The organism is Halobacillus andaensis, assembly GCF_014636475.1.
GTDB classification, from domain to species: Bacteria; Bacillota; Bacilli; order Bacillales; family Halobacillaceae; genus Halobacillus_A; species Halobacillus_A andaensis.
Genome location: NZ_BMEL01000008.1, coordinates 1 through 22,739, shown reverse-complemented (window position 1 = coordinate 22,739; position 22,739 = coordinate 1). Strand labels below are relative to the sequence as shown.

The 22,739-nt window shown below is 44.1% G+C and carries 23 protein-coding genes and 1 pseudogene; 6 read left to right on the top strand and 18 right to left on the bottom strand.

The window, feature by feature from the left end:
- Positions 1–102 precede the first annotated feature (102 nt).
- The 6 genes from IEV27_RS19650 to IEV27_RS19625 all read left to right on the top strand — a co-directional run bounded on the left by IEV27_RS19650 (position 103) and on the right by IEV27_RS19625 (position 5,754).
- Positions 103–1,437: an ABC transporter substrate-binding protein gene (locus IEV27_RS19650; protein WP_188379215.1), complete on the top strand. Its 1,335-nt coding sequence runs from the start codon at positions 103–105 to the stop codon at positions 1,435–1,437.
- 239 nt (positions 1,438–1,676) lie between these two features.
- The gene (locus IEV27_RS19645; protein ID WP_188379224.1) at positions 1,677–2,567 is read left to right on the top strand and encodes a carbohydrate ABC transporter permease; all 891 of its coding nucleotides are present in this window, start codon (positions 1,677–1,679) and stop codon (positions 2,565–2,567) included.
- A 5-nt stretch (positions 2,568–2,572) separates the two neighbouring features.
- Positions 2,573–3,403: a carbohydrate ABC transporter permease gene (locus IEV27_RS19640; protein WP_188379214.1), complete on the top strand. Its 831-nt coding sequence runs from the start codon at positions 2,573–2,575 to the stop codon at positions 3,401–3,403.
- Between the two features lie 20 nt (positions 3,404–3,423).
- Positions 3,424–4,776 carry a GH1 family beta-glucosidase gene (locus IEV27_RS19635; RefSeq protein WP_188379213.1) on the top strand — a complete coding sequence of 451 codons (1,353 nt, stop codon included), beginning with the start codon at positions 3,424–3,426 and terminating at the stop codon, positions 4,774–4,776.
- 31 nt (positions 4,777–4,807) lie between these two features.
- Complete coding sequence (locus IEV27_RS19630; RefSeq protein WP_188379212.1) at positions 4,808–5,437, top strand: YesL family protein; 630 nt, start codon at positions 4,808–4,810, stop codon at positions 5,435–5,437.
- A gap of 143 nt (positions 5,438–5,580) precedes the next feature.
- On the top strand, positions 5,581–5,754 hold the full coding sequence (locus IEV27_RS19625; RefSeq protein WP_188379211.1) for a hypothetical protein: 174 nt from the start codon (positions 5,581–5,583) through the stop codon (positions 5,752–5,754).
- A gap of 413 nt (positions 5,755–6,167) precedes the next feature.
- Here the strand turns inward: IEV27_RS19625 and IEV27_RS19620 are convergent, their stop codons facing one another.
- The 18 genes and pseudogenes from IEV27_RS19620 to IEV27_RS19940 all read right to left on the bottom strand — a co-directional run.
- On the bottom strand, positions 6,168–6,527 hold the full coding sequence (locus IEV27_RS19620; protein ID WP_188379210.1) for a hypothetical protein: 360 nt from the start codon (positions 6,525–6,527) through the stop codon (positions 6,168–6,170).
- Between the two features lie 109 nt (positions 6,528–6,636).
- Complete coding sequence (locus IEV27_RS19615; RefSeq protein WP_188379209.1) at positions 6,637–6,795, bottom strand: hypothetical protein; 159 nt, start codon at positions 6,793–6,795, stop codon at positions 6,637–6,639.
- Positions 6,796–7,180: 385 nt separating this feature from the next.
- Positions 7,181–7,477 (bottom strand): hypothetical protein, encoded by a 297-nt coding sequence (locus IEV27_RS19610; RefSeq protein WP_188379208.1) that lies wholly within the window; start codon positions 7,475–7,477, stop codon positions 7,181–7,183.
- Between the two features lie 158 nt (positions 7,478–7,635).
- The gene (locus IEV27_RS19605) at positions 7,636–9,810 is read right to left on the bottom strand and encodes a malate synthase G (RefSeq protein WP_188379207.1); all 2,175 of its coding nucleotides are present in this window, start codon (positions 9,808–9,810) and stop codon (positions 7,636–7,638) included.
- A 25-nt stretch (positions 9,811–9,835) separates the two neighbouring features.
- Positions 9,836–10,006 (bottom strand): DUF1427 family protein, encoded by a 171-nt coding sequence (locus tag IEV27_RS19600; RefSeq protein WP_188379206.1) that lies wholly within the window; start codon positions 10,004–10,006, stop codon positions 9,836–9,838.
- A gap of 21 nt (positions 10,007–10,027) precedes the next feature.
- Complete coding sequence (gene mtnA, locus IEV27_RS19595; RefSeq protein WP_229735433.1) at positions 10,028–11,086, bottom strand: S-methyl-5-thioribose-1-phosphate isomerase; 1,059 nt, start codon at positions 11,084–11,086, stop codon at positions 10,028–10,030.
- A 39-nt stretch (positions 11,087–11,125) separates the two neighbouring features.
- Entirely contained in the window at positions 11,126–11,728 is a 603-nt protein-coding gene (locus tag IEV27_RS19590) for a class II aldolase/adducin family protein (protein ID WP_188379204.1), read from the bottom strand.
- Positions 11,725–13,122, bottom strand: coding sequence for an amidohydrolase family protein (locus IEV27_RS19585; protein WP_188379203.1), 1,398 nt, complete (start codon positions 13,120–13,122; stop codon positions 11,725–11,727). The genes IEV27_RS19590 and IEV27_RS19585 overlap by 4 nt, the downstream gene beginning before the upstream one ends.
- Positions 13,123–13,171: 49 nt before the next feature.
- Positions 13,172–13,972, bottom strand: a complete 801-nt coding sequence (locus IEV27_RS19580; protein ID WP_188379202.1) for an MTAP family purine nucleoside phosphorylase — start codon at positions 13,970–13,972, stop codon at positions 13,172–13,174.
- Positions 13,969–14,850 (bottom strand): nucleoside phosphorylase, encoded by an 882-nt coding sequence (locus IEV27_RS19575; protein WP_188379201.1) that lies wholly within the window; start codon positions 14,848–14,850, stop codon positions 13,969–13,971. Before IEV27_RS19575 ends, IEV27_RS19580 begins: the two co-directional genes overlap by 4 nt.
- Positions 14,834–15,700 (bottom strand): energy-coupling factor ABC transporter ATP-binding protein, encoded by an 867-nt coding sequence (locus tag IEV27_RS19570; RefSeq protein ID WP_188379200.1) that lies wholly within the window; start codon positions 15,698–15,700, stop codon positions 14,834–14,836. Before IEV27_RS19570 ends, IEV27_RS19575 begins: the two co-directional genes overlap by 17 nt.
- A 20-nt stretch (positions 15,701–15,720) precedes the next feature.
- Positions 15,721–16,569: an energy-coupling factor ABC transporter ATP-binding protein gene (locus IEV27_RS19565; RefSeq protein ID WP_209488448.1), complete on the bottom strand. Its 849-nt coding sequence runs from the start codon at positions 16,567–16,569 to the stop codon at positions 15,721–15,723.
- Positions 16,569–17,462, bottom strand: coding sequence for an energy-coupling factor transporter transmembrane component T family protein (locus IEV27_RS19560; RefSeq protein WP_188379198.1), 894 nt, complete (start codon positions 17,460–17,462; stop codon positions 16,569–16,571). Before IEV27_RS19560 ends, IEV27_RS19565 begins: the two co-directional genes overlap by 1 nt.
- Positions 17,463–17,483: 21 nt before the next feature.
- Positions 17,484–18,521 (bottom strand): LacI family DNA-binding transcriptional regulator, encoded by a 1,038-nt coding sequence (locus tag IEV27_RS19555; protein ID WP_188379197.1) that lies wholly within the window; start codon positions 18,519–18,521, stop codon positions 17,484–17,486.
- Positions 18,522–18,729: 208 nt separating this feature from the next.
- A complete protein-coding gene (locus tag IEV27_RS19550; RefSeq protein ID WP_188379196.1) occupies positions 18,730–19,509 on the bottom strand; it encodes a fumarylacetoacetate hydrolase family protein in 780 nt (259 codons plus the stop codon).
- Entirely contained in the window at positions 19,506–20,714 is a 1,209-nt protein-coding gene (locus IEV27_RS19545) for an NAD(P)-dependent malic enzyme (protein WP_188379195.1), read from the bottom strand. The genes IEV27_RS19550 and IEV27_RS19545 overlap by 4 nt, the downstream gene beginning before the upstream one ends.
- 187 nt (positions 20,715–20,901) lie before the next feature.
- Complete coding sequence (locus IEV27_RS19540; RefSeq protein ID WP_188379194.1) at positions 20,902–21,519, bottom strand: ECF transporter S component family protein; 618 nt, start codon at positions 21,517–21,519, stop codon at positions 20,902–20,904.
- A 500-nt stretch (positions 21,520–22,019) separates the two neighbouring features.
- Positions 22,020–22,193 (bottom strand): annotated as a pseudogene (locus tag IEV27_RS19940) (GNAT family N-acetyltransferase); the annotation flags it as partial.
- Positions 22,194–22,739 lie beyond the last annotated feature (546 nt).

Here is a 22,739-nt window from a genome sequence, read left to right as displayed (position 1 = left end):
ACACCGAAAGCGCTTTCGCAAGGTAGTGGTTCATGCTCTTTCGAAAGCGCTTTGGGAAAGTGGTTCAAGGGAACCAAAAAATTGAATAATGTGGGGTGCAGTATGAAGAAATGGTTGCTGCTGTTTGTAGTATCACTGCTAGGGGTGGGAACGCTGTCTGCTTGTTCGAACAATAGTGAAGAAGCGTCAGGAAGTTCAGAAGATACGCTGACAATTTGGTCATTCACCGATGAGTTAGAAGAACCGATTGAGGTATTTAAAGAAGTTCATGACGTAGAGGTAGAATTGACGATCATTCCGATTGAAGATTATCCTACCCGCTTAAAGCCGGTTTTAGAAAGCGGTACGGAAGCTCCGGATGTCTTCACGGGGGAACTGGCTTTTATTAAAGAATGGGTAGAACAAGACTACTGGGAAGACCTGTCTCAAGAACCTTATAACGTAGAAGACATTGAAGATGACTTTGTAGATTATGTTTTTGATCTGGGGCGTGACTCTGAAGGAACGGTTAAAGCCCTCTCATGGCAGACAACTCCAGGGGGAATTTACTACCGCAGGAGTATTGCTGAAAAAGTGCTTGGAACTGACGATCCTGAAGAAATTGGGGAACGCATGTCTACGATGGATGGAATGTTTGAAGTTGGAGAAGAACTCAAGTCAGCTGGATACCGTCTATTCCCGGATGAAGGCGCCGTTCGATGGTTCTCTCAAGGACAAGACCCTCAGCCATGGGTAAATGAGAATGATGAACTTATTATGACAGATGGACGAATGAATCACTTTGATTATGCAAAAGAACTGCGGGAAAAAGATATGACGGCATTTGCGCCAGAGTGGTCTCCAGCCTGGTTTGAAGCTATGGATGGCCCGGTCAGTTATAATGCCGGTTGGGATGAAGTAGATGAAAAGGAAACCAAAGCAGAAGATGAAGTTGAAGTATTTGGTTATGCGCTTCCAACATGGGGTCTTCATAGTGTATTAAAGACAAACGTAGAAGAAACTGCTGGCGATTGGGCAGTAACAAATGGCCCTAACTCTTATTTCTCCGGTGGAACGTGGCTCGGTATTTACAAAGATTCAGATAAGAAAGATCTTGCCTGGGAATTTGTGAAAATGATGACTCATGATAAAGAATTCTTAACCGATTGGGCGATGGAAACTGGAGACGTGTTGTCCTACTTACCCGTAACGGAAGAAATTAAATCAGAGTTCAGTGAAGATTTCCTCGACGGCCAGAATAATTATACATTCTTCCTGGAGGAAGCGAAGTCCATAGATTCCAATATTGTCACAAGGTATGATCAGCAAATCGATACGATGTTTGGCAATGCGGTAGGAGAATATGTTGAAGGTACGAAGACAAAAGAAGAAGCCATTGATGAATTCTACAATTTAGTTCAAAATGCTTATCCACAAATCAAGGTGCCAAATCAGTAATCAGCATGGGGGCAGAAGTACTGTCCCCTTTTTAATAGGCTCTGTCAAAGCTTTGTGTTGATAAACTGTGGGGATACTGGCTGGGGGTTCCATTTTCATACATAGAGAGTCGTTTCAAGGGAACAGGCTTTTAGTGCAAGCCTACTTTAGTCTGCCGCCCTGTATGGCCGCAGAAATTCTCTCACCCTCCATCAGCCTCATTCAACAGAGCCTTTTCATAGGGAGGGAAGATGAGTAAGATGAAAAAAATTGATTATCATGGCTACTTTTTTATCATTCCGTTCTTTTTAATCTTTATAACCTTTACGATTTATCCCATTCTCTTAACCTTCTATTACAGTTTCACAAGTTATACAGGTATGGGAGATCCGGAATTTATCGGTCTGGCCAACTATGCACGGCTGGTGACAGATCCTTACTTCTTCAGTGCCTTTTATAACACGATGTACATATGGGGCATTAACTTTGGGTTTCAGCTCGGAATTGCTTTGTTATTAACGGTTCTGTTTTCTGATATTCGTTTAAAAATGAAAGGACTCGGGTTCTTCAGGGCTGCCTTTTATCTTCCCAACCTCATCACCATTGCTTCTGTAGCTCTATTGTTTGGGATTCTATTAGGCTGGCATCACGGAACCATTAATCATCTGCTGCTTGATTTAGGGATTATATCACAGCCTATCAACTGGCTGAACGATCCTACGACAGCCAGATGGTCCGTAGGTTTAATTGGAGCCTGGATGTGGTTTGGCCATACGTTTATTATTTTGATGGCTGGCGTTTCAGGGATTTCGAAAGATTATTTCGAAGCGGCCTTAATTGATGGGGCCAGTCGCTGGCAAATATTGTCGAACGTAACCTTACCGTTATTAAAGCCTATCATGCTGTATGTCTTAATCACATCGCTCATTGGAGGTTTGCAGATTTTTGACCTGCCAATGCTGATCACAGATGGAATGGGCGCACCAGAAGGTTCACTTAATACGATGGTGCTGTACTTATATAACCAGGCGTTCAAGTTTAATAATTATGGATATGCAGCGGCGGTGGCTTACGGGCTGTTCTTAATTACCGTGTTGTTCTCTCTCATCATGTTTAAATCTATGTACCGCAAGAATGTAAAGGAAGGGTGAAGATCATGAAAAAAGATAAAGTCGTGAAAGGTATTTTCTATACCTTATTAATCTTACTGGTCATCATCAGCTTTATTCCTTTTTATATGATGATCGTCAATGCGACTCGTTCAAACGGCGACATCCTTCAAAATGGTTTTACGTTATTGCCGGGCGGCGCCTTGATGGAGAACTATGACATCTTAATCCAGTACATGAATTTATGGCGCGGATTTGCGAATAGCTTAGTCATTGCTGTCGCTGTTACGTTATTAAGCTCTTATTTTAGCGCTTTAACAGCTTTTGGATTTGCCGTTTATAACTTTAAAGGACGAAATGCTCTATTCATTCTTATGCTGATCTTAATGATGGTGCCGGGTCAGCTTGGATTAATCGGTTTCTATGATTTGATTCAAACGATGGGGTTTCTTGACACCTATGTTCCATTAATTATCCCCCCTATCGCATCACCATTTATTGTATTTTTCCTTCGCCAGTACTTAGCTACGACGATGCACCCGTCTTTACTGGAAGCGGCGCGTATCGATGGAGCGAAAGAACTGACACTATTTCATAAAATCGGACTGCCGATCTTAATGCCTGCGGTAGCCACGATGGCGATTTTCACTTTTATCGGATCATGGAACAATTACATTTTGCCGTTAGTCGTTTTGTTCAGCCCGGAAAAGTATACATTACCCGTTATGCTGGGTGCCCTTCGCGGATCTCAAGTCGCGCAGAACCTGGGAGCTATGTATTTAGGAATTGCGATTTCTGTCGTACCGATCATGATCGCTTTCTTATTCCTATCAAAATATATTATTACTAGTATTTCAGCTGGAGCCGTCAAAGAATAAAATATTGAGGAGTGAATGTATTGGCTAGATTTAAAGAAGATTTTATTTTTGGAACCGCAACGTCATCCTATCAAATTGAAGGAGCCAGCAATCAAGGGGGACGATCCTTATCGATTTGGGATACGTTTGCTAAAACGCCGGGAAATGTGTGGAATGGTGATCATGGAGATGTGGCGTGCGACCATTACAACAGGTACAAAGAGGATGTGCAGATCATTAAAGAGCTTGGCGTTGATTCCTATCGCTTCTCTATTGCTTGGCCGAGAATTTTTCCTGAAGAAGGCGTTTATAACGAGGAAGGCATGGACTTTTACCGTTCCCTTGTCAAAGAATTAAGAGCAGCGGGCATTCAACCGAAGGCTACCCTCTATCATTGGGATCTCCCGATGTGGGCTTATGAAAAAGGAGGCTGGGTCAATCGTGAATCTGTCGATTGGTTCCTTGAGTTTGCAGAAGCATGTTTTACCCAGCTGGATGCGGATGTCGAATCGTGGATTACACACAATGAACCATGGTGCGCCAGTTTCTTAAGTTATCATGAAGGGCATCACGCGCCGGGGCATCAAAATATTGAAGAGGGATTGAAAGCGGCCCACCATATCCTTCTATCGCATGGAAAGGCGGTCCAGCTTCTGAAAAATAAGCTGGGATCCACAACGCCAGTTGGAATCACGTTAAATCTGGCGCCTGCCTATGCCGAGTCTTCATCAGCCAATGATCAAATCGCCATGAATAATGCAGATGGCTATACGAATCGCTGGTTTTTAGATCCGATTTTTAAAGGCTCCTATCCCGTCGATATGATGAACCTTTTCTCAAAATATGTTCACGATTTTAATTTCATTCAAGAGGGAGATTTAGATACCATTTCTGTTGCGTGTGACTTTTTCGGAATTAATTATTATTCGAGAGCTTTTGTAAAATATGCGGGTAATGAGAATTTTCTATTTACATCCGCTCACTCCACTTATAAAAAGACAGGCATGGGATGGGATGTATCTCCTCAAGAATTTAAAGAGTTGATTTACCGGCTCCGCGAAGAATACACAGACTTGCCGATCTACATTACGGAAAATGGAGCAGCTTATGACGATGTATTGGAAGTAGATGGCAGCGTACACGATGATGAACGAGTCGCCTACGTAGAACATCATCTTCAAGCGGTCTATGATTTAAACGAAGAAGGAATGAATATTGCGGGTTACTTTCTCTGGTCCCTGCTCGATAACTTCGAGTGGGCGTTTGGATATGACAAGCGGTTTGGCATCATCTATGTCGACTTTGAAACACAGAAGCGGTATTGGAAGGATAGTGCCAAACGTTATAAAGAAATCGTACAAGCCCGTTCATTGCTGAAGGAAACGGTGCAATAAGTGAAGGAATGGATAGGAGAGATCGAACAAGATGACTGGAAACAAGATCGTGGATCGAATCTACCGAGCGTTAGAGATATTTGTGAAAGTGTCCGCCCTTAATGGGATGTGGATGGTTTTTACGTTAATGGGAGCTGGGGTCTTAGGCTTTTTCCCGGCAAGCGCAGCGCTTCTTTCGGTGGTCCGCAAATGGATCATGGAAGGGTTCGATGCGCCTGCATCCCGAACCTTTATCGCATGTTATAAAAAAGAGTTCGGAAAAGCCAATTTATTCGGCTATGCAGCGCTAATCTATGCGGCTGTCCTGTACACAAACTATCAATATATGCTTATGGCAGATGGAGTCATTCAGCTTCTATTTGTGATTGGATTAATTATTTTAGGAACTCTATTTTTCTTAACGGTCACTTTCTTGTTCCCGGTTATCGTACACTTTGATTTACCTGTGTGGAGATATGTAAAAGTAGCTTTTCAGTTTGGATTAAGGTATTTTTATTTAGCTTTATTTGCTGGTCTCGGCTTTATGGTGATCTATCATGTAGTGCTGTTTCTTCCTAGTGTATTTATGTGGTTCATTCCAAGTTTAATCGGATTAACCCTTATGAATGCCGCCTATCTGGCTTTTCATCGCTTCTCTATTAAACCAGCCAATTCCTTTTAACGATCACATCAGGTTTCAAGAAGAAGTAGATTGGGTAAAACAAATAGCGTCTTACAGAAATACGAGGAAGTCGTACAAGTCAACGATTGATATAAAATGCAACTCCTTTCTAAGGAGAGCATAATAAGGGAGAGTATAGGCAAATGCCAACTTTTATAGCGAATGATTATTTAGTAAAAGACGGAAAAGTCGTATCCCCCGGTCATGAGATTGAAATTTCTGAGGAGCAGGCAGTGAAATTAGAGGACAAAGTGAAAGCCTCCCCTATTCCTTCACCCACTACAAAAAGAGAAGACGGAAACGATGCCTCTAAATAAAACACAATGGAAACAAGGAAACCTAATTGAAGGTTCCTTGTTTCCATTATTTTTTTCTTACGGTTATGCACATTTTAATTAATTTATACACATTTCCACCGATATATGAACCTCCCCACAACTATATTAAACATCCCCCATGGATCAACGATTAAACAATCTAGTTATCTATGCATTCAGTGCCAAACGAATCGTCAGGATTATTTCCGCCTTGCCACTCCCTGCTCATAAGAAAGCTGGAATGCTCGGCACCTTTAAAGTGATGTAACCATAATAAACAGTACCCCCTTCTTAAAAAATTCGGAACGGGGCACTGCGTTTGGACACACTAATTTTTCAGGGTCCCTGGGTACTTCTCGTTTAATAAGATGATCTACCTCCCCGTTTCAATTGTGATTTTCAATCCAACAAATCTAAATGAATAATTCAATAAAAGCCCAGCCTGTTCCCAAAAAGACGCTTATGAATAAGGAAAGGTAAATCATCACTTTCTTCTTTGCTGTTTTCTGAAACTCTATATATTCTTGATACGTCAGTTGACCTTGAGCAAATTTCAACCCATTTTCACTTGGTTCAACTTCATAAAGACGTCCATCACTATCTTTTAATACGATTTTATCGATGAGCTTGAAGGAGTCGGGTTCTTCTGCTATTAAATCTACGGTTTCATTTCCCATGTAAATGAGTTTAACCGGCAAGTAAATCGAATACGAGTTTATTTTTTCAAACATGCGATAGGCTTGCATCTCAAATGTGTGATTGGAAACGCACATAGTTCTCACCTCGTATCATTTTATTTACGGTTTCCCGACTTGGTGAACAGGGAATAGATGCAGCCTTTCTACTAGCGTGTTAAACACTTTTTTGAAAAAAGTTTTGTCCTTATCTGATTTCTTTTCGGGAGGTGCAATAAGCCAGGACGGTTTCCTCTTGTATGGATACAACGCGAATGACCCTCTGTGAGATCTTCCCTTGGTCAGCCATATAGATGAGTTCCAGTTTTTGCTTCTCCTGTAACGCCCTTCTCAATACTCCATTCATTCATCATCACATCCCTTAATAAAATCGCGAACATTTGTTCTGATTATGTATATGATATCACAACGGCTTTAGAAGTAAACTGGTAAATGAAGGTCTCGCAAATGAGAATACCCAGGGGTTTATAGATGGCAACCTTTTATAATGACCGTGCTAAAAATAAGCAAAAAATGTTGGGGGAACAGGTCGGAACGATCAAGTATGGATGTTCGTAAAAAACTCAGCCGAAGCCGCTGAATCTTAGGGGAAGACTTGTGAAATTCAGTGAAGACGTAGAGGTTTATGAGCTCAAAAATGACAACGGGTATTACTTTTAAATACAACAGGAGAAGATAGTCCCTGGCAGAGGCCAGGGCTTTTACAAATGTGCACCGATGCTTTGTATCAGTTATTCATGCATTTCTCGGTTCTTGTCGTTATTGTTTCTTTCTTCAAAAGGTCGTTCAAGATCAATTTCCCGGTCACCAAAATCGATCTCCTGATCCTCTCTATCGATAATCGGGTAATCAACATCAGGCCTCGTATCCTCGCCGTTATCCCTATCGAAACGGTTGCTTTGATCGTCCTGGTCATAGCGTGTGGGTTGGTAATTCACATCTTCCGGTTCATTTTGTTCGTTGCCTGCGCAACCGTTCAAAACAGATGTAAGTAACATGCCTAATAAAATCGGTCCTTTTATATTCATTCCTTCACCTCCTGTTTCAACCTCTAATATTTACAAAAAGCCATGATAAAATGCTCCCCTCACGGAAAAACAGTCGTTTACTCTCTTTAGAGTGAGGGAAGTGTCACATTCACAAAAAAAGCTTAAGGCTGTAAATAGCCTTAAGCTTTTCCTTCTTATTAGATATAAACTTTCTCCTTCAGCTCTCTTCTCCGCTTGTGCAGAATCGGTTCTGTATAACCATTCGGCTGCTTGGTCCCTTCAAAAATCAGGTCTCTCGCCGCCTGGTAAGCAATCGATTGATCGTAATCGGGAGCCATCGGTTTATACTCCGGATCATGAGCGTTTTGTTCATCAACGACCCTTGCCATCTTTCTCAAGGTTTGATCCACCTGTTCTTCCGTGACAATCCCATGATGCAGCCAGTTGGACATATGCTGGCTGGAGATTCTTAGTGTCGCGCGGTCTTCCATCAAGCCGATGTTGTTGATATCAGGGACTTTGGAACAACCGACGCCATGGTTCACCCAGCGCACCACATACCCAAGGATTCCCTGAGCATTGTTTTCGAGTTCTTGCTGGATTTCCTGTTCACTCCAGTTGGTGGAGGAGGCAACAGGTACCTGGAGAATGTCGTCGATGTTGTCTGTGTTATTCTCTAGTATCTTTTCCTGTATCGCTTTCACATCGATCTCATGGTAATGAAGCGCATGGAGGGAGGCTGCCGTTGGAGATGGTACCCAGGCTGTATTCGCCCCTGCTTTTATCTGACTCCCTTTTTGCTCCATCATGTTATGCATCAACTCAGGCATCGCCCACATGCCTTTTCCGATTTGAGCTTTTCCGATCAGTCCTGTTTCGAGTCCTACGTTGACATTCGACTGTTCATACGATTGCAGCCAAGTGGATGTTTTCATTTCTTGTTTTCGAATCATCGTTCCTGCTTCCATGGAGGTATGGATTTCATCCCCTGTCCGATCAAGGAAGCCGGTATTAATAAAGACGACCCGCTCTTTCACTTCATGAATGCAATTCTTCAAATTCAAGGTCGTCCGGCGTTCTTCATCCATGACCCCGATTTTAATGGTATGACGTTGTAGTCCGAGCATATCTTCAACCTTGTTGAAGAGTGTATTCGCAAAAGCCACTTCTTTTGAACCGTGCATTTTCGGTTTGACGATGTAAATGGATCCCTCAACGGAGTTCTGGTATTTCCCATTTTGAAGCAGGTCATGCTTGCCCAAGAGAGAGGTCACGACACCATCGACGATCCCTTCCGGCACTTCTTCCCCGTTTTTATCCAAAATCGCAGGGGTTGTCATCAGGTGGCCGACGTTACGGATGAACATCAGCGAACGACCCTTGAGAAGCCTTTCGCCACCTTCCGGGGTGGTATAGCTTCGGTCAGGTTGGAGGTGACGGGCCACTTCTTTGCCTCCTTTGTTAAAAGAAGCGGTCAAGTCCCCTTTCATGAGCCCGAGCAAATTTCGATAGACAAGCACCTTATCCTCTGCATCGACGGCTGCGACGGAGTCCTCACAGTCCATGATCGTCGTTGTCGCAGATTCAACCAGAACATCTTTCACCCCTGCCGGATCATCTTTTCCAATTGGGTGCTTAGGGTCCAGTTGGATTTCTACATGCAGCCCGTGATTTTCAAGCAGGATAGCGGAAGGGTCCTCGGGAACACCATGGTAACCTTTGAACTTCCCAGGCTCAACCAATGTTCTTTCGGAGCCATCGCTAAGTGTTACGCTCAGTTCTCCCCCCGTAACCTTGTATGTAACCACATCTTTGTGGGAGGATGCGGTCAAAGGGGCGGTCCGATCTAAAAATTCCTTGGCATAAGTGACGACTTTCTCTCCTCTTACCGGGTTGTAACGGCTACCCTGCTCCGCTCCATCCTCTTCACTGATGACATCTGTTCCATACAACGCATCATACAGACTTCCAAACCTTGCATTGGCTGCATTCAAAGCATAACGGGCATTATCTACAGGGACAACTAGTTGGGGACCTGCTTGGTGAGCGATTTCGTGATCGACGTCTTCCGTCGCGACCTTGAAGTCCTCCACCTTCGGTTCAAGGTATCCGATTTCCTCGAGAAACCCTCTGTATTCTTCAAATTCATAGCCAGCTGCATGGTCCTTGTACCACGTATCCAGCTGGTTTTGAATGGCTTCGCGTTCTTCCAGCAACGATCGGTTGGCAGGCGTCAATTCATCCAACAGGGCTTCAAAATCACTCCAAAATTGTTCGTTCGCCACACCACTCTCCGGAAGAGCTTCAGAAACAATGAATTCATACAAGGCCTGGTCCACGTTCAGTTTTCCTATTCGTACATATTGACTCATAACTCCTTCCTCCTTTAATCCTTCATTATTGTACTTTCATAAAAAGCATTTCTATGATTTTACCGCCGATATACACCCCTGCTACACCAAGCACACCAGCGAGAACAGGAGGGGCAGGTAAAGGAAGTTTGATCAATTTAAAAACGACGCCAATGAAGATTCCTGCAACCAATGCGAGAATAGCTTCTTTTACCATATCAGTTCCTCCTTCCCGTACTTACTGGGAGACTTTATCCGCTGCTTGGGCATTCACCTTCCTCAAGTTCGTTGAGTAAGGAGCTGTGATCACGCCTTTTTCGGTAATGATTCCGCTTATCAATGCATTCGGCGTGATATCAAAGGATGGATAGAGTGCATTTGTTCCTTCAGGAGCGATCGCGATGCCTTTCAAGTGGGTGACTTCGCTGGAATCACGCATTTCCACTTCTATATTGGCCCCGCTCGGTGTTTCGAAATCTATAGTATGGCTGGATGTTGCTGTATAAAACGGGATGTCATGTTCTTTAGCGGCCAGCGCATGCATGTACGTACCTACCTTATTCGCTAAATCACCGTTTGCCGACACCCGATCCGATCCTACAACAACCTTATCGATCCGCCCTGTACTCATACAGAATCCGGACATGTTATCGGTGATCAACGTATGGGGAATACCGAATTTCTTCAGTTCATAGGCCGTGATACGCGCCCCCTGCAGATAGGGACGTGTTTCACAAGTGATGACGTGGATGTTCTTCCCCTGCTCGTGTGCGGTACGGATCACAGATAAAGCTCTGCCTCCATAACCGGCTCCACCAAGGGCCCCGGAGTGACAGTGGGTCATAACCGTATCCCCATCCTCGATCAAGTCAGCCCCATGTCTGCCGAGTTCATATTCAAAGGCAAGCTGACGCTCCAGAATCTCCACAGCCTTCGCTTCCATCACACGGATGAGTGTCTGCCCTGCCCCCTCGATGGAGGCCGTCATTTCATCGACCGTCTTCATCAAGTTCACAGCCGTCGGGCGTGTGCTTTTCAATAAGGCACCAGCTTCCTTTACTGATTCTGGATCGCCATCTGAGACAAGGGTCGCTAAGTAAAGGCCATAGGCCCCGCAGATGCCGATAGCTCCAGAACCGCGGATCTGCATGGAACGGATCGCTTCTCCCAACTCTTCGACCGTCGCACATGTCAGAACCTCTTCAGAAAAAGGCAGCTTTGTCTGATCGATGACTTTCAACGTTCCCTCTTCGAACCAGATCGGAAGAGCGAGGTTTTCTTTTTGATAACGATGCACCAATTGTTGAATATCCGTCATAATAATCCCCCCACCATTTTAGTTTGTTACCGGAACACCTGCGCGCAATTGAGTTAAAATAAAGGCCTGCTTGGCTGTTGCTTCTGCAAGATCGACGACATTGTAAGCCGCTTCAAGGGTTGTCCCGACCGAACAGACGCCATGATCCTTCATCAGCGTAATTTTGATATCCGGGTACTGGGTGAAAACGTCCGTCACATGTTGAGCAAGCTCTTTGGACCCTGATGGAGCGACGTCTGCTACAGGCACATGTCCGAGAAGTTTTCTTGCTGTCACGGTAGGAAGGGGAAGCTCTTCTCCTAAACAGGCATATCCAATCGCATAATTGGGATGGCAGTGGACGACCGCGTTAACGTCAGGACGGACTTTATAGACCCCGAGGTGAAAACCGATTTCTTTCGAGGGCTTTCCTTGTCCTTCGATGACCTCTCCGTCCATATTGACAACGAGTGCATCTTCCCTGCTCACTTCCCCGAGGCTGACCCCGCTTCTTTTAATAAGCACATAGTCTGTCCCTGGAATTCTCACACTGATATTTCCACCTGTCGCCTGGGTGAACCCTTTTTGATAAACCTTATGGGATACATGCTGCAGTTCTTTTTTCAATAATTCATAACTCATCTTTCATTCCTCCCGTTATAAAAATGATGGTAAAACTTTTCCACATGAACCCTTAACAGGTCAGCGAATTCAACAGCTTCTGCACTGTTTTCGCGAAGCGTATCTGCTCGTTCCTGCACCCGCTGGATCACTCGTTTCTCATCAAATGATGTAATCTCCTTATTTTTCATCACCCATTCTCCCCGGATCATGACGGAATCGATGGAAGAACCATTTTCATGGAAGACCAGTTGGGTAACGGCATCATGAGTATTCGCCCATGTCGTCGTGTTTTTATTGAGGAAAACAAGATCGGCGTCAAAGCCTTCCTGAATATCACCTTTTCGATTTTCATTTCCCAGTACACGCGCCCCGTGGACAGTGGCCATTCCAAAAACTTTTGAGGCGTCCGGCCATCTTTCTGGATCCCTTTCGCCCATCCGTGGCATCATGGCTGCCAGTTTCATCGTTTCAAAGAGACTGTGAGTGGTTCCACAATTGGAAACATCGGTTCCTAATCCAACGGGCAACCCTTTTTGTAAATAATCAAAGACCGGCGCTTTACCACTGCCCAAAATCATGTTACTTGCCGGATTATGGACAATCGATACACCACGCTCCTGGAGAAGGTCCGTTTCCCAGTCATCCAGCCATATTGCATGTGCAGCGGTGAGGCGGTCATCGAGAATGCCGGCTTGATCCAAGTGTTTAATGACCCCGCCCTCCCCATAATGGCGCCTCCCATAATCTCTTTGGATTTTCGTTTCCAAGAGGTGGGTATGAATAGGAAGATTATAGGTTCTGCTGAGATGATCACATAACTCCAAGGCATCAGCGGAACACCTTTGGGGGGCATTCGGACCCACCGTCAGCTGGATCCGGCCCTCTATTCCATGCCACTTGTCGATCAAGTTGCTGTAGAAATCATTCATTTCTGCTGACGATCTTGGTGGGACTTCCATTTTCCTTCTTATATCATCCGGTAATTCTAACTGAAGAAATTGATGATCAGGCACATCGTGGATCATAGGAGCAAAGGATACATGCATTCCCGATTCGAGATAGGCTTCCAATGCGCTTTCCGATCTAGGAATATGCGGGAAGTGGTCCAAACAGGAAGTCACCCCACTACGGATCATCTCTGCTGCTCCCAGCAGAACCGCCAAATAGATATCTTCATCTGTTAAGGAATGGCCATAGGCAACTGTATATAAGGACCATAGTTCTAAAGGCAGGTCGGTTTCTGTACCTTTGAGCAAGTTGGAATAGGAGTGATAATGGGCATTCGTCATGCCAGGGATCATCAACTGCCCGCTGGCATCTACCTTTTGCATTTCAGTGCCGCCGGGGTAGGATCCAGAAGGAAAAATTTTCTCGATTTTCCCCTCTTTGATCAAAAGGTCCCCCGTTCTCACTGAACCTTCCCTGTCGATCCATTCCGCCTGACTGATGACAACGCTCATCTTATGCCTGCGTCGCTTCTAATTTTTCAAGCTTTTCTGCACGGGCTTTTAAAGCTCTCGCATAAGCTTCGTGCGCAATCGATGGTTTGTCATCTTTCGCAAGTTCAATCGTTTTCAAGAAAAGGTCTCTGATTTTATCCTGGTTATCAATGACCACATTTTTATGTGTATCAAGATCTGGCGGAACGTCCGTCGTTCCTGCCGCGAGGTCTGTAGACATCGTAACAACCGCATAAGCGATACCCAGTTCTCTTGCCAGAATCGCTTCTGTCGCATTCGTCATGCCGACAACATCCATCCCCCATTGCTTATAAATATTAATTTCCAATGCCGTTTCGTAACGGGGGCCGTCCACACAGATGTAATTCGCTTTTGGTGTTACATCCATATTCAGCTCTTTGGCTGCCTCTAAGAACGTGGCGTTCAAGTCCGGACAGTAAGGCTGAGTGATCTCCACAGAGTATTTATCATAAGTCGATACACGCTTCGTCGTGACATCCATAAATTGATCCAGGAGTGCTAGCGCTCCGACAGGGATATTAGGATTCAAAGAACCAACGGCACACATCGCAAGCACATGGTCTGTACCGAGCTGTTTCAGTGCCATCATGTTTGCCCGGTAATTGATTTGGTGGGCAAGGCTGTCATGCGATTTCCCGTGCCTCGGCAGGAAATAGATTTCTTTTCCTGCATGCTGTCCTTCATAGACAACGACATCACCATATTCTGTAGATACCTGCACTTCCTTCATGCCGTCAACTAAATTGTAAAAACCTGTGCCTCCAACGATTCCGATTTTCATAGAACACTTCCTCCTTCAACTTTATTTTGTTGCGTTAATAAGGATGGGTAAAAGTAAGGCTTCCCTGATTCTTTCTTCAACTGATCCCAGTGGCTCAGGATTTTGATGGCTTCTGTCGCCACAGCGATCGATTGTTCCACGCCTTCCCCTTTATATTCGAATTCATCTTTCACCCTGTTGGCAACTGCTGTAAAAATAGCTCCCGCTCTTAAATTGAATAAACTACTCAAGGTCAGAACCGTTGCGGCTTCCATTTCGAAGTTGAGGACACCGGCTCGCTGCATATCATCCATGATCGTATGCATCCAGCTCTGGTTATAATTATTGAAACCTGGACGTCCTTGGCCACAGAAGAAGGAAGCTGCCGTGTAGCCAATGCCCACATGATAGGTCACGCCTAGTCGCTCAGCGGCCTCGATCGTCGCCATCACCACTTCCTGATTCGCAATCGCAGGGAACTTCTGGTCGACATACTGATCACTTGTCCCATCGTAGCGGACAGCACCTGCACAGATGATCAAGTCACCTGGTGAGATGTCCTCCTGCATCGCCCCACATGTTCCGACACGCAGGAAGGTTTCCGCCCCTACTTCTGCGAGCTCTTCCAAAGCACTGGCCGTTGATGGACCACCCGCTCCTGTCGAGCAGGCGGAAATTCCTACGCCGCCCACTTTACCCGTATAGGTCACATGTTCACGGTAAGTCGCGATATGTTCTTTCTCATCCCATAGCTGAGCCATCTGTCCCACACGTTCCGGATCCCCAGGGAGCAATACATATTTCTCCACATCACCAGGACGGCACCGAATATGATATTGTGATTGATCTGCTGATTCTGGTCGATTTGCTTTTGCTTTCCATTTAAGATCCTGAGCCAATTTGAACAGCCTCCTCTTTCTTCTCTTTGTATTCTTTGTTTTCTTTGATCCATGAAAGAATGGAATCGATCGTTAAGTACGTTTTATTTGAATCCAAATTCGATAACTCATTGGCAAAGCTTGTGATTTGCGGTGGCTGAAGGCCCGCTTCTTCCATGACACCTTTGTGGGAAAAAACGATATCCGCTTGATCATCGGCAATTTTTCTACTCTGGTTCATGACGACGGTACGGCAATTCAATTCCCCGATCAGGTGCATATCGTGGGTAATCAAAACAACGATGTGTCCATGATCTTTGAACATCCTCACTAAGTCGAGGACACGTTTACAACCTTTATGGTCCTGCCCCGTCGTCGGTTCATCCAGGACGATCACTTTAGGGGAAACCGCCATGATCGATGCCATCGCTACCTCTTTCCGCTGACTTGAATTCAAATCAAATGGATTGTCATCGAGGCTGTCCTCCAGTTCAAACAGCTCAATGGCTTTGTTGACTCTTTCCTCGATCTCACTTTCAGACATTTTCAAATTGGTACAGCCATATTCCAACTCTTTCCTCACTGAAGGAAGAAACGTCTGGTGATTCGGATTTTGGAAGACATACCCGACTAAGCTTGAGAGCTTGGATATTTTCTCCTTCTTCGTGTTTAACCCACCTACGGTGATTTCACCTTTGGTCGGGGTTAACAGCCCGTTGAAGTGCTTCACGAGCGTCGTCTTTCCTGAGCCATTACTGCCAAGAATCGCGACGACTTCTCCTTCATAAATATCGAGATTGATATCTTTGATCGCTGTCACACCGTTCGGGTAAACATGCGAGACATTTTTCACAGACATATATGGTTGCATCTTTTCTGCCCCCTCAAACGTTATTTGTTTGCGCTTTCATAAGATTGAACAGCTTTTTCGAGTGTTGTGGCAAGCGTTGCATCTCCATTGAACGCTTTGTTGTACTGTGATAAGAATTCGGTCACTTGCGGGGCGTGTAAGGTCAATTCATGCAAGCGATCGATTTCTGTAAAAACTTCTTCCGTCGTGCCGAACATTTGGACTTCCCCCTCGTCCAAAACTAAGACCTTATCACAATAGGCGGCGATTCTCTCTACCTCATGATCGATGATGATTCCTGTCATTCCATAGGCTTTTAGATTCATCAACACATCGTAGACTTCATTCTTCCCTTTTGGATCAAGCATGGATGTCGGCTCGTCCATAATCATGATGGTCGGTCTCATCGCTAACACTGCAGCAATCGCGAGACGCTGTTGCTGCCCTCCGGATAAGGCAAGCGGGCTGCGTTCTCCGAAACCTTCCAGACCGACTTGAGAGAGGGCATCTTTAATCCGCACAAGCATTTCATCCCGCGGGACGCCCAGGTTCCCCATACCAAAGGCGATTTCTTCTTCAATCGTCATCTGGCTCAATTGATTCTCAGGTTCCTGAAAAACAAAGCCGACATGTTCAGACATTGCAGCCACATTACTTTCGTGGACATTCATGCCTTTGACTTTGATCTCCCCTTCCATCTCTCCTTGGATCACTTGAGGCACAAGGCCATTCACACACATGGCTAATGTTGATTTTCCAGCACCTGTAGGACCGATGATGCCGAGGATTTCACCATAGTCGATGGAAAAGTTGATGTTCTTCAAGACGGGTTCTTCCGTATCAGGGTACTCAAATGTGAGATTTTTGACTTCGATCGCTTGTTCAGGCATCAATTCACACCTCCGAATTTCCCTTGGACTCGTTTGACCAGGAACTTAATGAGCATAAGCCCGCATACGACCCAAGTTCCAATAAGGGAATAGGTTAATAGAGCGTCTGTTGTCCATTGCAAGGATCCCATCATGAACAACTTCAAGTAAATTTCAAAGACCAGTACAGCAAGCATCCCAAGGAGGAAAGAATAATCGAGGGATCCGATATTCGTCTCGCGGAGGCTTGTTTTGTTTCCTTTTCTACTAAAGGCTCTGCATTCAAGAACGTAAGAGAGTTGGTGCACTTTCATAAATGTAATGATGAACAATGGAGCAAACATGGGGACTAAATTCTTCACACGTTGAATAATGTTTCCTTTCACATCGAGACATCTCGCCTGCTGGGCTTCCATGACGATTTTCGCTTCACGGGCGATGATCGGGATGATCTGGAAGGTTGATAATAAGATAAACGCAAAAGAATGAGGGACTTTCCATTTCACAAGTGCTGAAGCCATGTCAGATGGGTGGGTCGTCATGACGAAGAGAACAGCACCTGTACCGATAACCAGAATTCTGAAAGACATCACAGACGCATAAACCATAGACTCATACTTAAAAGTCAAGCCGCCAAAAATTTCAAATACTGGTGTGACACCTATCGGATTATAGATTCCATGAACGGTCATGATGAGGACAGCAAAGAGCAGCAGGAATTGAATGGAAATCAAATAGGGCTTTACGAGTTTCGCTATAACGACGAGCGGGAAAAGAGCAACCAACAATAAGAGCTGGAGGGCCGGGTCATTCATAATAAATGAACTGGCAACGACAAATGCTACAAAAATCATCTTCGTCCTTGGGTCCAAGCTGTGAATCAAACTATCTTTGGGCAGGTACAAACTATTCACGCTTTTTCCTCCTTCATAAAGTTAGGATGGGTATTTCTGTACGAGGTGGTTATCATTTAACACTGTTGTTGATCCCCGTTCGATCAGCGTCGGCTGAAAGGTAATCGTTTCCTTGAAATTCTTTCCTTCCGTTATGATTTTGACAACCAATTCCACGGTCTTCTCTCCCATATCCGCCGTCGGGGTGCGGATCGTCGTCAATTCAGGAGCCACAATTTCCGCGAATTGAGAGTCGTCAAAACCGATGACAGAAAGTTCATCCGGAATAGAAATGTCCAGTTCCCTTGCTGCCTTGTAAACCCCGACCGCAATGGCATCATTTCCTGCGAAGATGGCTGTGGGCCGGTCAGGAAGGGCCAACAATTCTTTCCCTTTGTGGTACCCGCTATGGATTTTGAATTCATCCAACCGCACATAATGATCTGTGGGTTGAAGACTATGATCTTCAAGCGCTTTACAATAACCTTTATACCTTTCAACTGTGGCATAAGAATCTTTCTGGCCACCAATATAGCCAATCCTCTGATGCCCATACTCTAAAAGGTGCTCGGTGGCTTGATAGCCTCCTTCAAAGTTATCCACGAGGACTTCATCTAACTTGACGTTTTCCACTTGGCTTCCTAATAAAATCATAGGGAGATCGGGCCGGTTCTTCATGACCTCTTTGATGTTCCTATCATTCACTTCAGGTGTGGAAAAAATGATGCCATCAATGCCTTTTCTCAACAGGAAATTCAGGTATTCCGCTTCTTTTTCCAAATCATTGTCCGTATTACATAAGATCACGTTAAAGCCATGTTGATGAGCCTGATCCTCGATGGCCCGCGTCAATTCTCCATAGAAGATGTTTTTAATATCTGGAATGATCAACCCGAGGGTCGAGGTTTTTTTCTTAATCATGGCCGTTGCAACCATGCTCTTCTGAAACTTTAGTTCTTCTACCGCTTTATACACTTTTTCCCTCGTGCTCCCGCTGCAGTATCCACTATTATTCAACACTCTCGAAACCGTGGAGATGGATACGTTTGCCGCTTTAGCTACATCTTTGATCGTAGTCATTGTCACCACTTCCTATCGTTATGGAAACGTTTTTATGCAAAGAGATAAAAAATCAGCTTCAACCTCTTACAGCATCGCATGCAAACGCTTTCTAATTGTGTCTATTATACGGGAAAGGAAGGGTGTATTTCAATAATTTTCAGAAAATAAAGATATTTATTTCTTGTTAGAGATGTGGAAACGTTTTTATAAATGAGTTGAAAGAGACTTAGGAAACGGTTGTCTTCTGCTTCGCCTTACTTACCGGGTTCCTAAGAGAACCGATCTCTTCGATCCGGCATTCGATTTCATCATTCTCTTTCAAAAACTCTGCTCCAACCGGACTCCCTGTAAGAATGAGATCCCCAGGTTGTAGTGTCATCACATTGCTCAAATACGAAATCATCCGTTCTATTGTGACGATCATTAATTTTGTAGAACTGCTCTGCTTTCTCTCACCGTTATGATAAGCTTCTACAACGGCCTTCGTATGGTCAAACTCTGTTTCTACGACTGGCCCTAGAGGCGTGAACGTATCGAATGATTTACCCAGCGTCCAATGACCGTTCTCATGGAAATATTGAGGAGCCGTCACATCATTCCCAATGGTATAACCGAAAATATGATCCAAGACTTCCTCTTCTGTTAGTCCACTCGCTTTTTTCCCAATAACAACAGCCAGTTCGGACTCAAACTTTACTTCATCGACGGTTTCAGGGATTTGAATAGCGTCAGAGGGACCAATGACAGAGCTGTTCGGCTTGAAAAAGAAAACCGGCATATCGGGTCCTTCTTCCGGCAGGTCGTCTACCTCTGCTACAAAATTCGCTCCGATCCCTATCACTTGATTCGGCTCTAATGGAACCAACCATTCGATTTCTTCTGTTGAATAGGTTTCACCTGTATACCCCCAGGCTTTAAAGATATCCCCTGAAATTTCTTTCACCCGTCCATCTTCAAGTACCCCTGTTTTCTTCTCCCCTTCGATCGTAAAACGCAAAAATTTCATCGTTTAACCTCCACTTTATCCGTCATTTTAGTCTTTCTGGCTACGCCGCTCTGGATGGCAGCATCCGCTACAGCTCTTGACACTTGATCGACGACACGGTCGTCTAATGGGTCAGGTATGACATAATCTTTACTCAATCGTTCGTGATCTACTAAAGAAGCAATGGCTTCCACAGCAGCAACCTTCATCTCTTCATTGATTTCTTTTGCCGAAACACTCAAGGCACCTTTGAAAATTCCTGGAAATGCTAATACATTATTGATTTGATTCGGAAAATCAGATCTCCCTGTCCCCATCACTGCGACACCGGCCTTTTCGGCTTCCTCTGGCATGATTTCTGGTATGGGATTAGCCATTGCAAAAATTACAGGGTCACGATTCATTGAAGCCACCATTTCCTTGGTAAAAGCTCCTGCAACAGAAACGCCGATAAAGACATCCGCCTCTTCCAAAACCTCTGATAACTCTCCTGTCACCCTTGTTTCATTGGTCATGGCAGCGACCTCTTCTTTTAGAGGATTCATCCGATAATGACGGCCTTCGTAGATCGCACCTTTTGAATCACAAAGGATGATCTCCCCGACTCCCATATTCACGAGCAGTTTGACAACAGCGATCCCCGCTGCTCCGGCTCCATTGATGATGACTTTCACATGCTCTAATTTCTTTTGAACGACTTTCAAAGCATTGATCAAACCGGCTGCAGTCACGATGGCCGTCCCGTGCTGGTCATCATGAAAAACAGGGATTTGAAGATCATTTTTCAATTTTTCTTCAATGTAAAAGCAGTTGGGGGCGGAAATATCTTCGAGGTTTATTCCTCCAAAGGTCGTTTCTAACGCCTTCACAGCATCAATGAATGCATCAGGATCTTTACGGTCAATACAGATCGGAAAGGCATCTACGTCAGCAAATAGCTTAAATAATGCAGCTTTGCCTTCCATCACAGGGTAGGAAGCCCCAGCCCCTATATCACCAAGCCCTAAAACCGCGGTTCCATTTGTGACGACGCCAACTAGATTTCCTCTAATGGTATAATCGTAGATGGCGTCTTCATTCTCATGGATTTCCTTACAAGGTTCTGCGACTCCAGGGGAATAAACTAAGCTCAAGTCTTCCTTACTTTCCACTGGTACCTTCACTTCCACACTAAGTTTTCCACGGTATTTTTGATGGAGTTCCAAAGCATCTCTGCGCAAATCCAACGGCCACTCCTCCTCTTTATAGTTGGAAAAGGACCCAATAGGTTAAAAAACGGATTCGATCCTTTTCCACACATTCAACCAAGTCATAACTTTTGATTTCTGCTCTCTTTTTCTATATCCTTACAAGTAAGTAATTGGAGCATCATACAATGCGATTTCCCAGATCCAGTTGTATTGATGTTCTTTTTTATGCCGTTTTCTTTTTGCCTGCACTATTCTTCGGGGCAATTCCGATTTTTTCTCTGATGTCTTTGGCATTTGGAAGGAATCGGATCGGGAAGATTTTAAGAATCATCCATACGATGTAGAACGTCAATAATTTGTCAGCGACCGTTCCCGGAATGTTCGCAACAAAAGCGGCGTTGAAAATTTCCTGCCCAGAAGCGATCAATCCTGCGGTCAATACATCCACGGTATGTCCAGAAAATCCGCCAAAAGCATACACCGAAATGACGGTGGCCACGGCTGAAGCTAAGATCCCCGTCACAGCACCTGCCGTCATGACTTTCCAAGCTTTCTTAAACCACCCTTTTTTATAGAAGAAGTAGGCTAAAAAAGCGACAAATATTCCGACAAGAGCAAAAGGTAAGTACGTCCATCGAACAATAAGAGCTAAAATTACGTTAGTCATCAAAGCGGTCGCCGCACCCCAAAGTGGGCCTAAGACGATGGCATTTAGTACCGTTCCGATATTATTCAGAAACAATGGCAGCTTCAGCATCTCTACTATGGAGTTAGCCACCCAGTTCAGTGCAATACCAGCTGGAATCATCGCAACAATGAAACTAGAATTCTTTTTCATCATAATTCGTTATGTCCCTCCTCTATTATGAAAGCGAATAGTCAATCCTCCTCCTTTAAGACCCACCCCCTCAAAACGATTTTTGTAGAACACCTCACTAACATAAAAACGTTTCCACAAACAGTTAAAGTAGTACATATTAAGTTATGTGGAAACGCTTTCTTAGACTGAATTATACATAGAGTTGTATGTAATTTCAACAATATTTTGAAAATAAAAATAATTTCAAAATATTACCTGCAGTCGTTCGACAAAATTCAACAAAAATCCCTTAATTTCACGATAGAAGTGGGACGATCCATTAAAAATATGAAGGGAAACTCTAATTGAGAGCTTGGCCCTTCATTCTTAATTTAATGTGGAAACCTTTTCCTATTTACTTTTGATCATTGCACAAAAAAGGTTCTGTTCCAATGTGGAACAGAACCTTTTCCCTTATTTCAAGTATTTCTCGATGACACTGCAAACCTCTTTCCCTGTCGCATGTTTGTTCACTCTCTTCATCACACACCCTGGAATTTTCCTGCATCCGAAGGGGGTTGGACTCCTTTTTCTTCAACGGCATGCATTTCCCATAAACTCCAGTATTCGTTACCAATTCTTCTTGAATCCCTTAGTAATCCTTCTTTTTTAAACCCTGCTTTTTCATAACAAGCTATAGCAGAGGAGTTGAAATCAATCTATATTGTTTTAACCTGTATTTCTTTTAAATATTCTCTTCTAAATGCATGACACCAATATGAGCACTTTTTTGTGTCTGGGTAATACGATTCATAATGAAGTTTGAATCGAACTTTGTGATTTTCTTTCCCTTTTGCTTATTGAATTGATAAATTTCCATCTCTTATCTCCAAATTTATGTACGAACCTCACTCTTCAATAATTCAACAAAAAAGATAAAAAACCCTTCCTAGGATTAGGTCAATAGCTCGAAACTGAGTCTTCCATTATCCTGCCCTTTTCTAAAAGCATGCTTAAAGAGTTGTGGAAAGAAGCGAACGAATGGAAAAGTCCATTATGAATGACCAGCAAAGGGAGGAAAACACTTTTACGCTGCAACGATCGATGGCTGATGACTGAACGGTTAAAGGAAAGAAGTAATCATTCGCTTACTAAATTTTAGATTTTTTCTTCTTTTCAACCTGTTCAATGGTTTCTCCATTGGCGATATTATATAAACTACTTTTAGCTCCATATATTTTTTGGGAAGGCCATAGTCCATG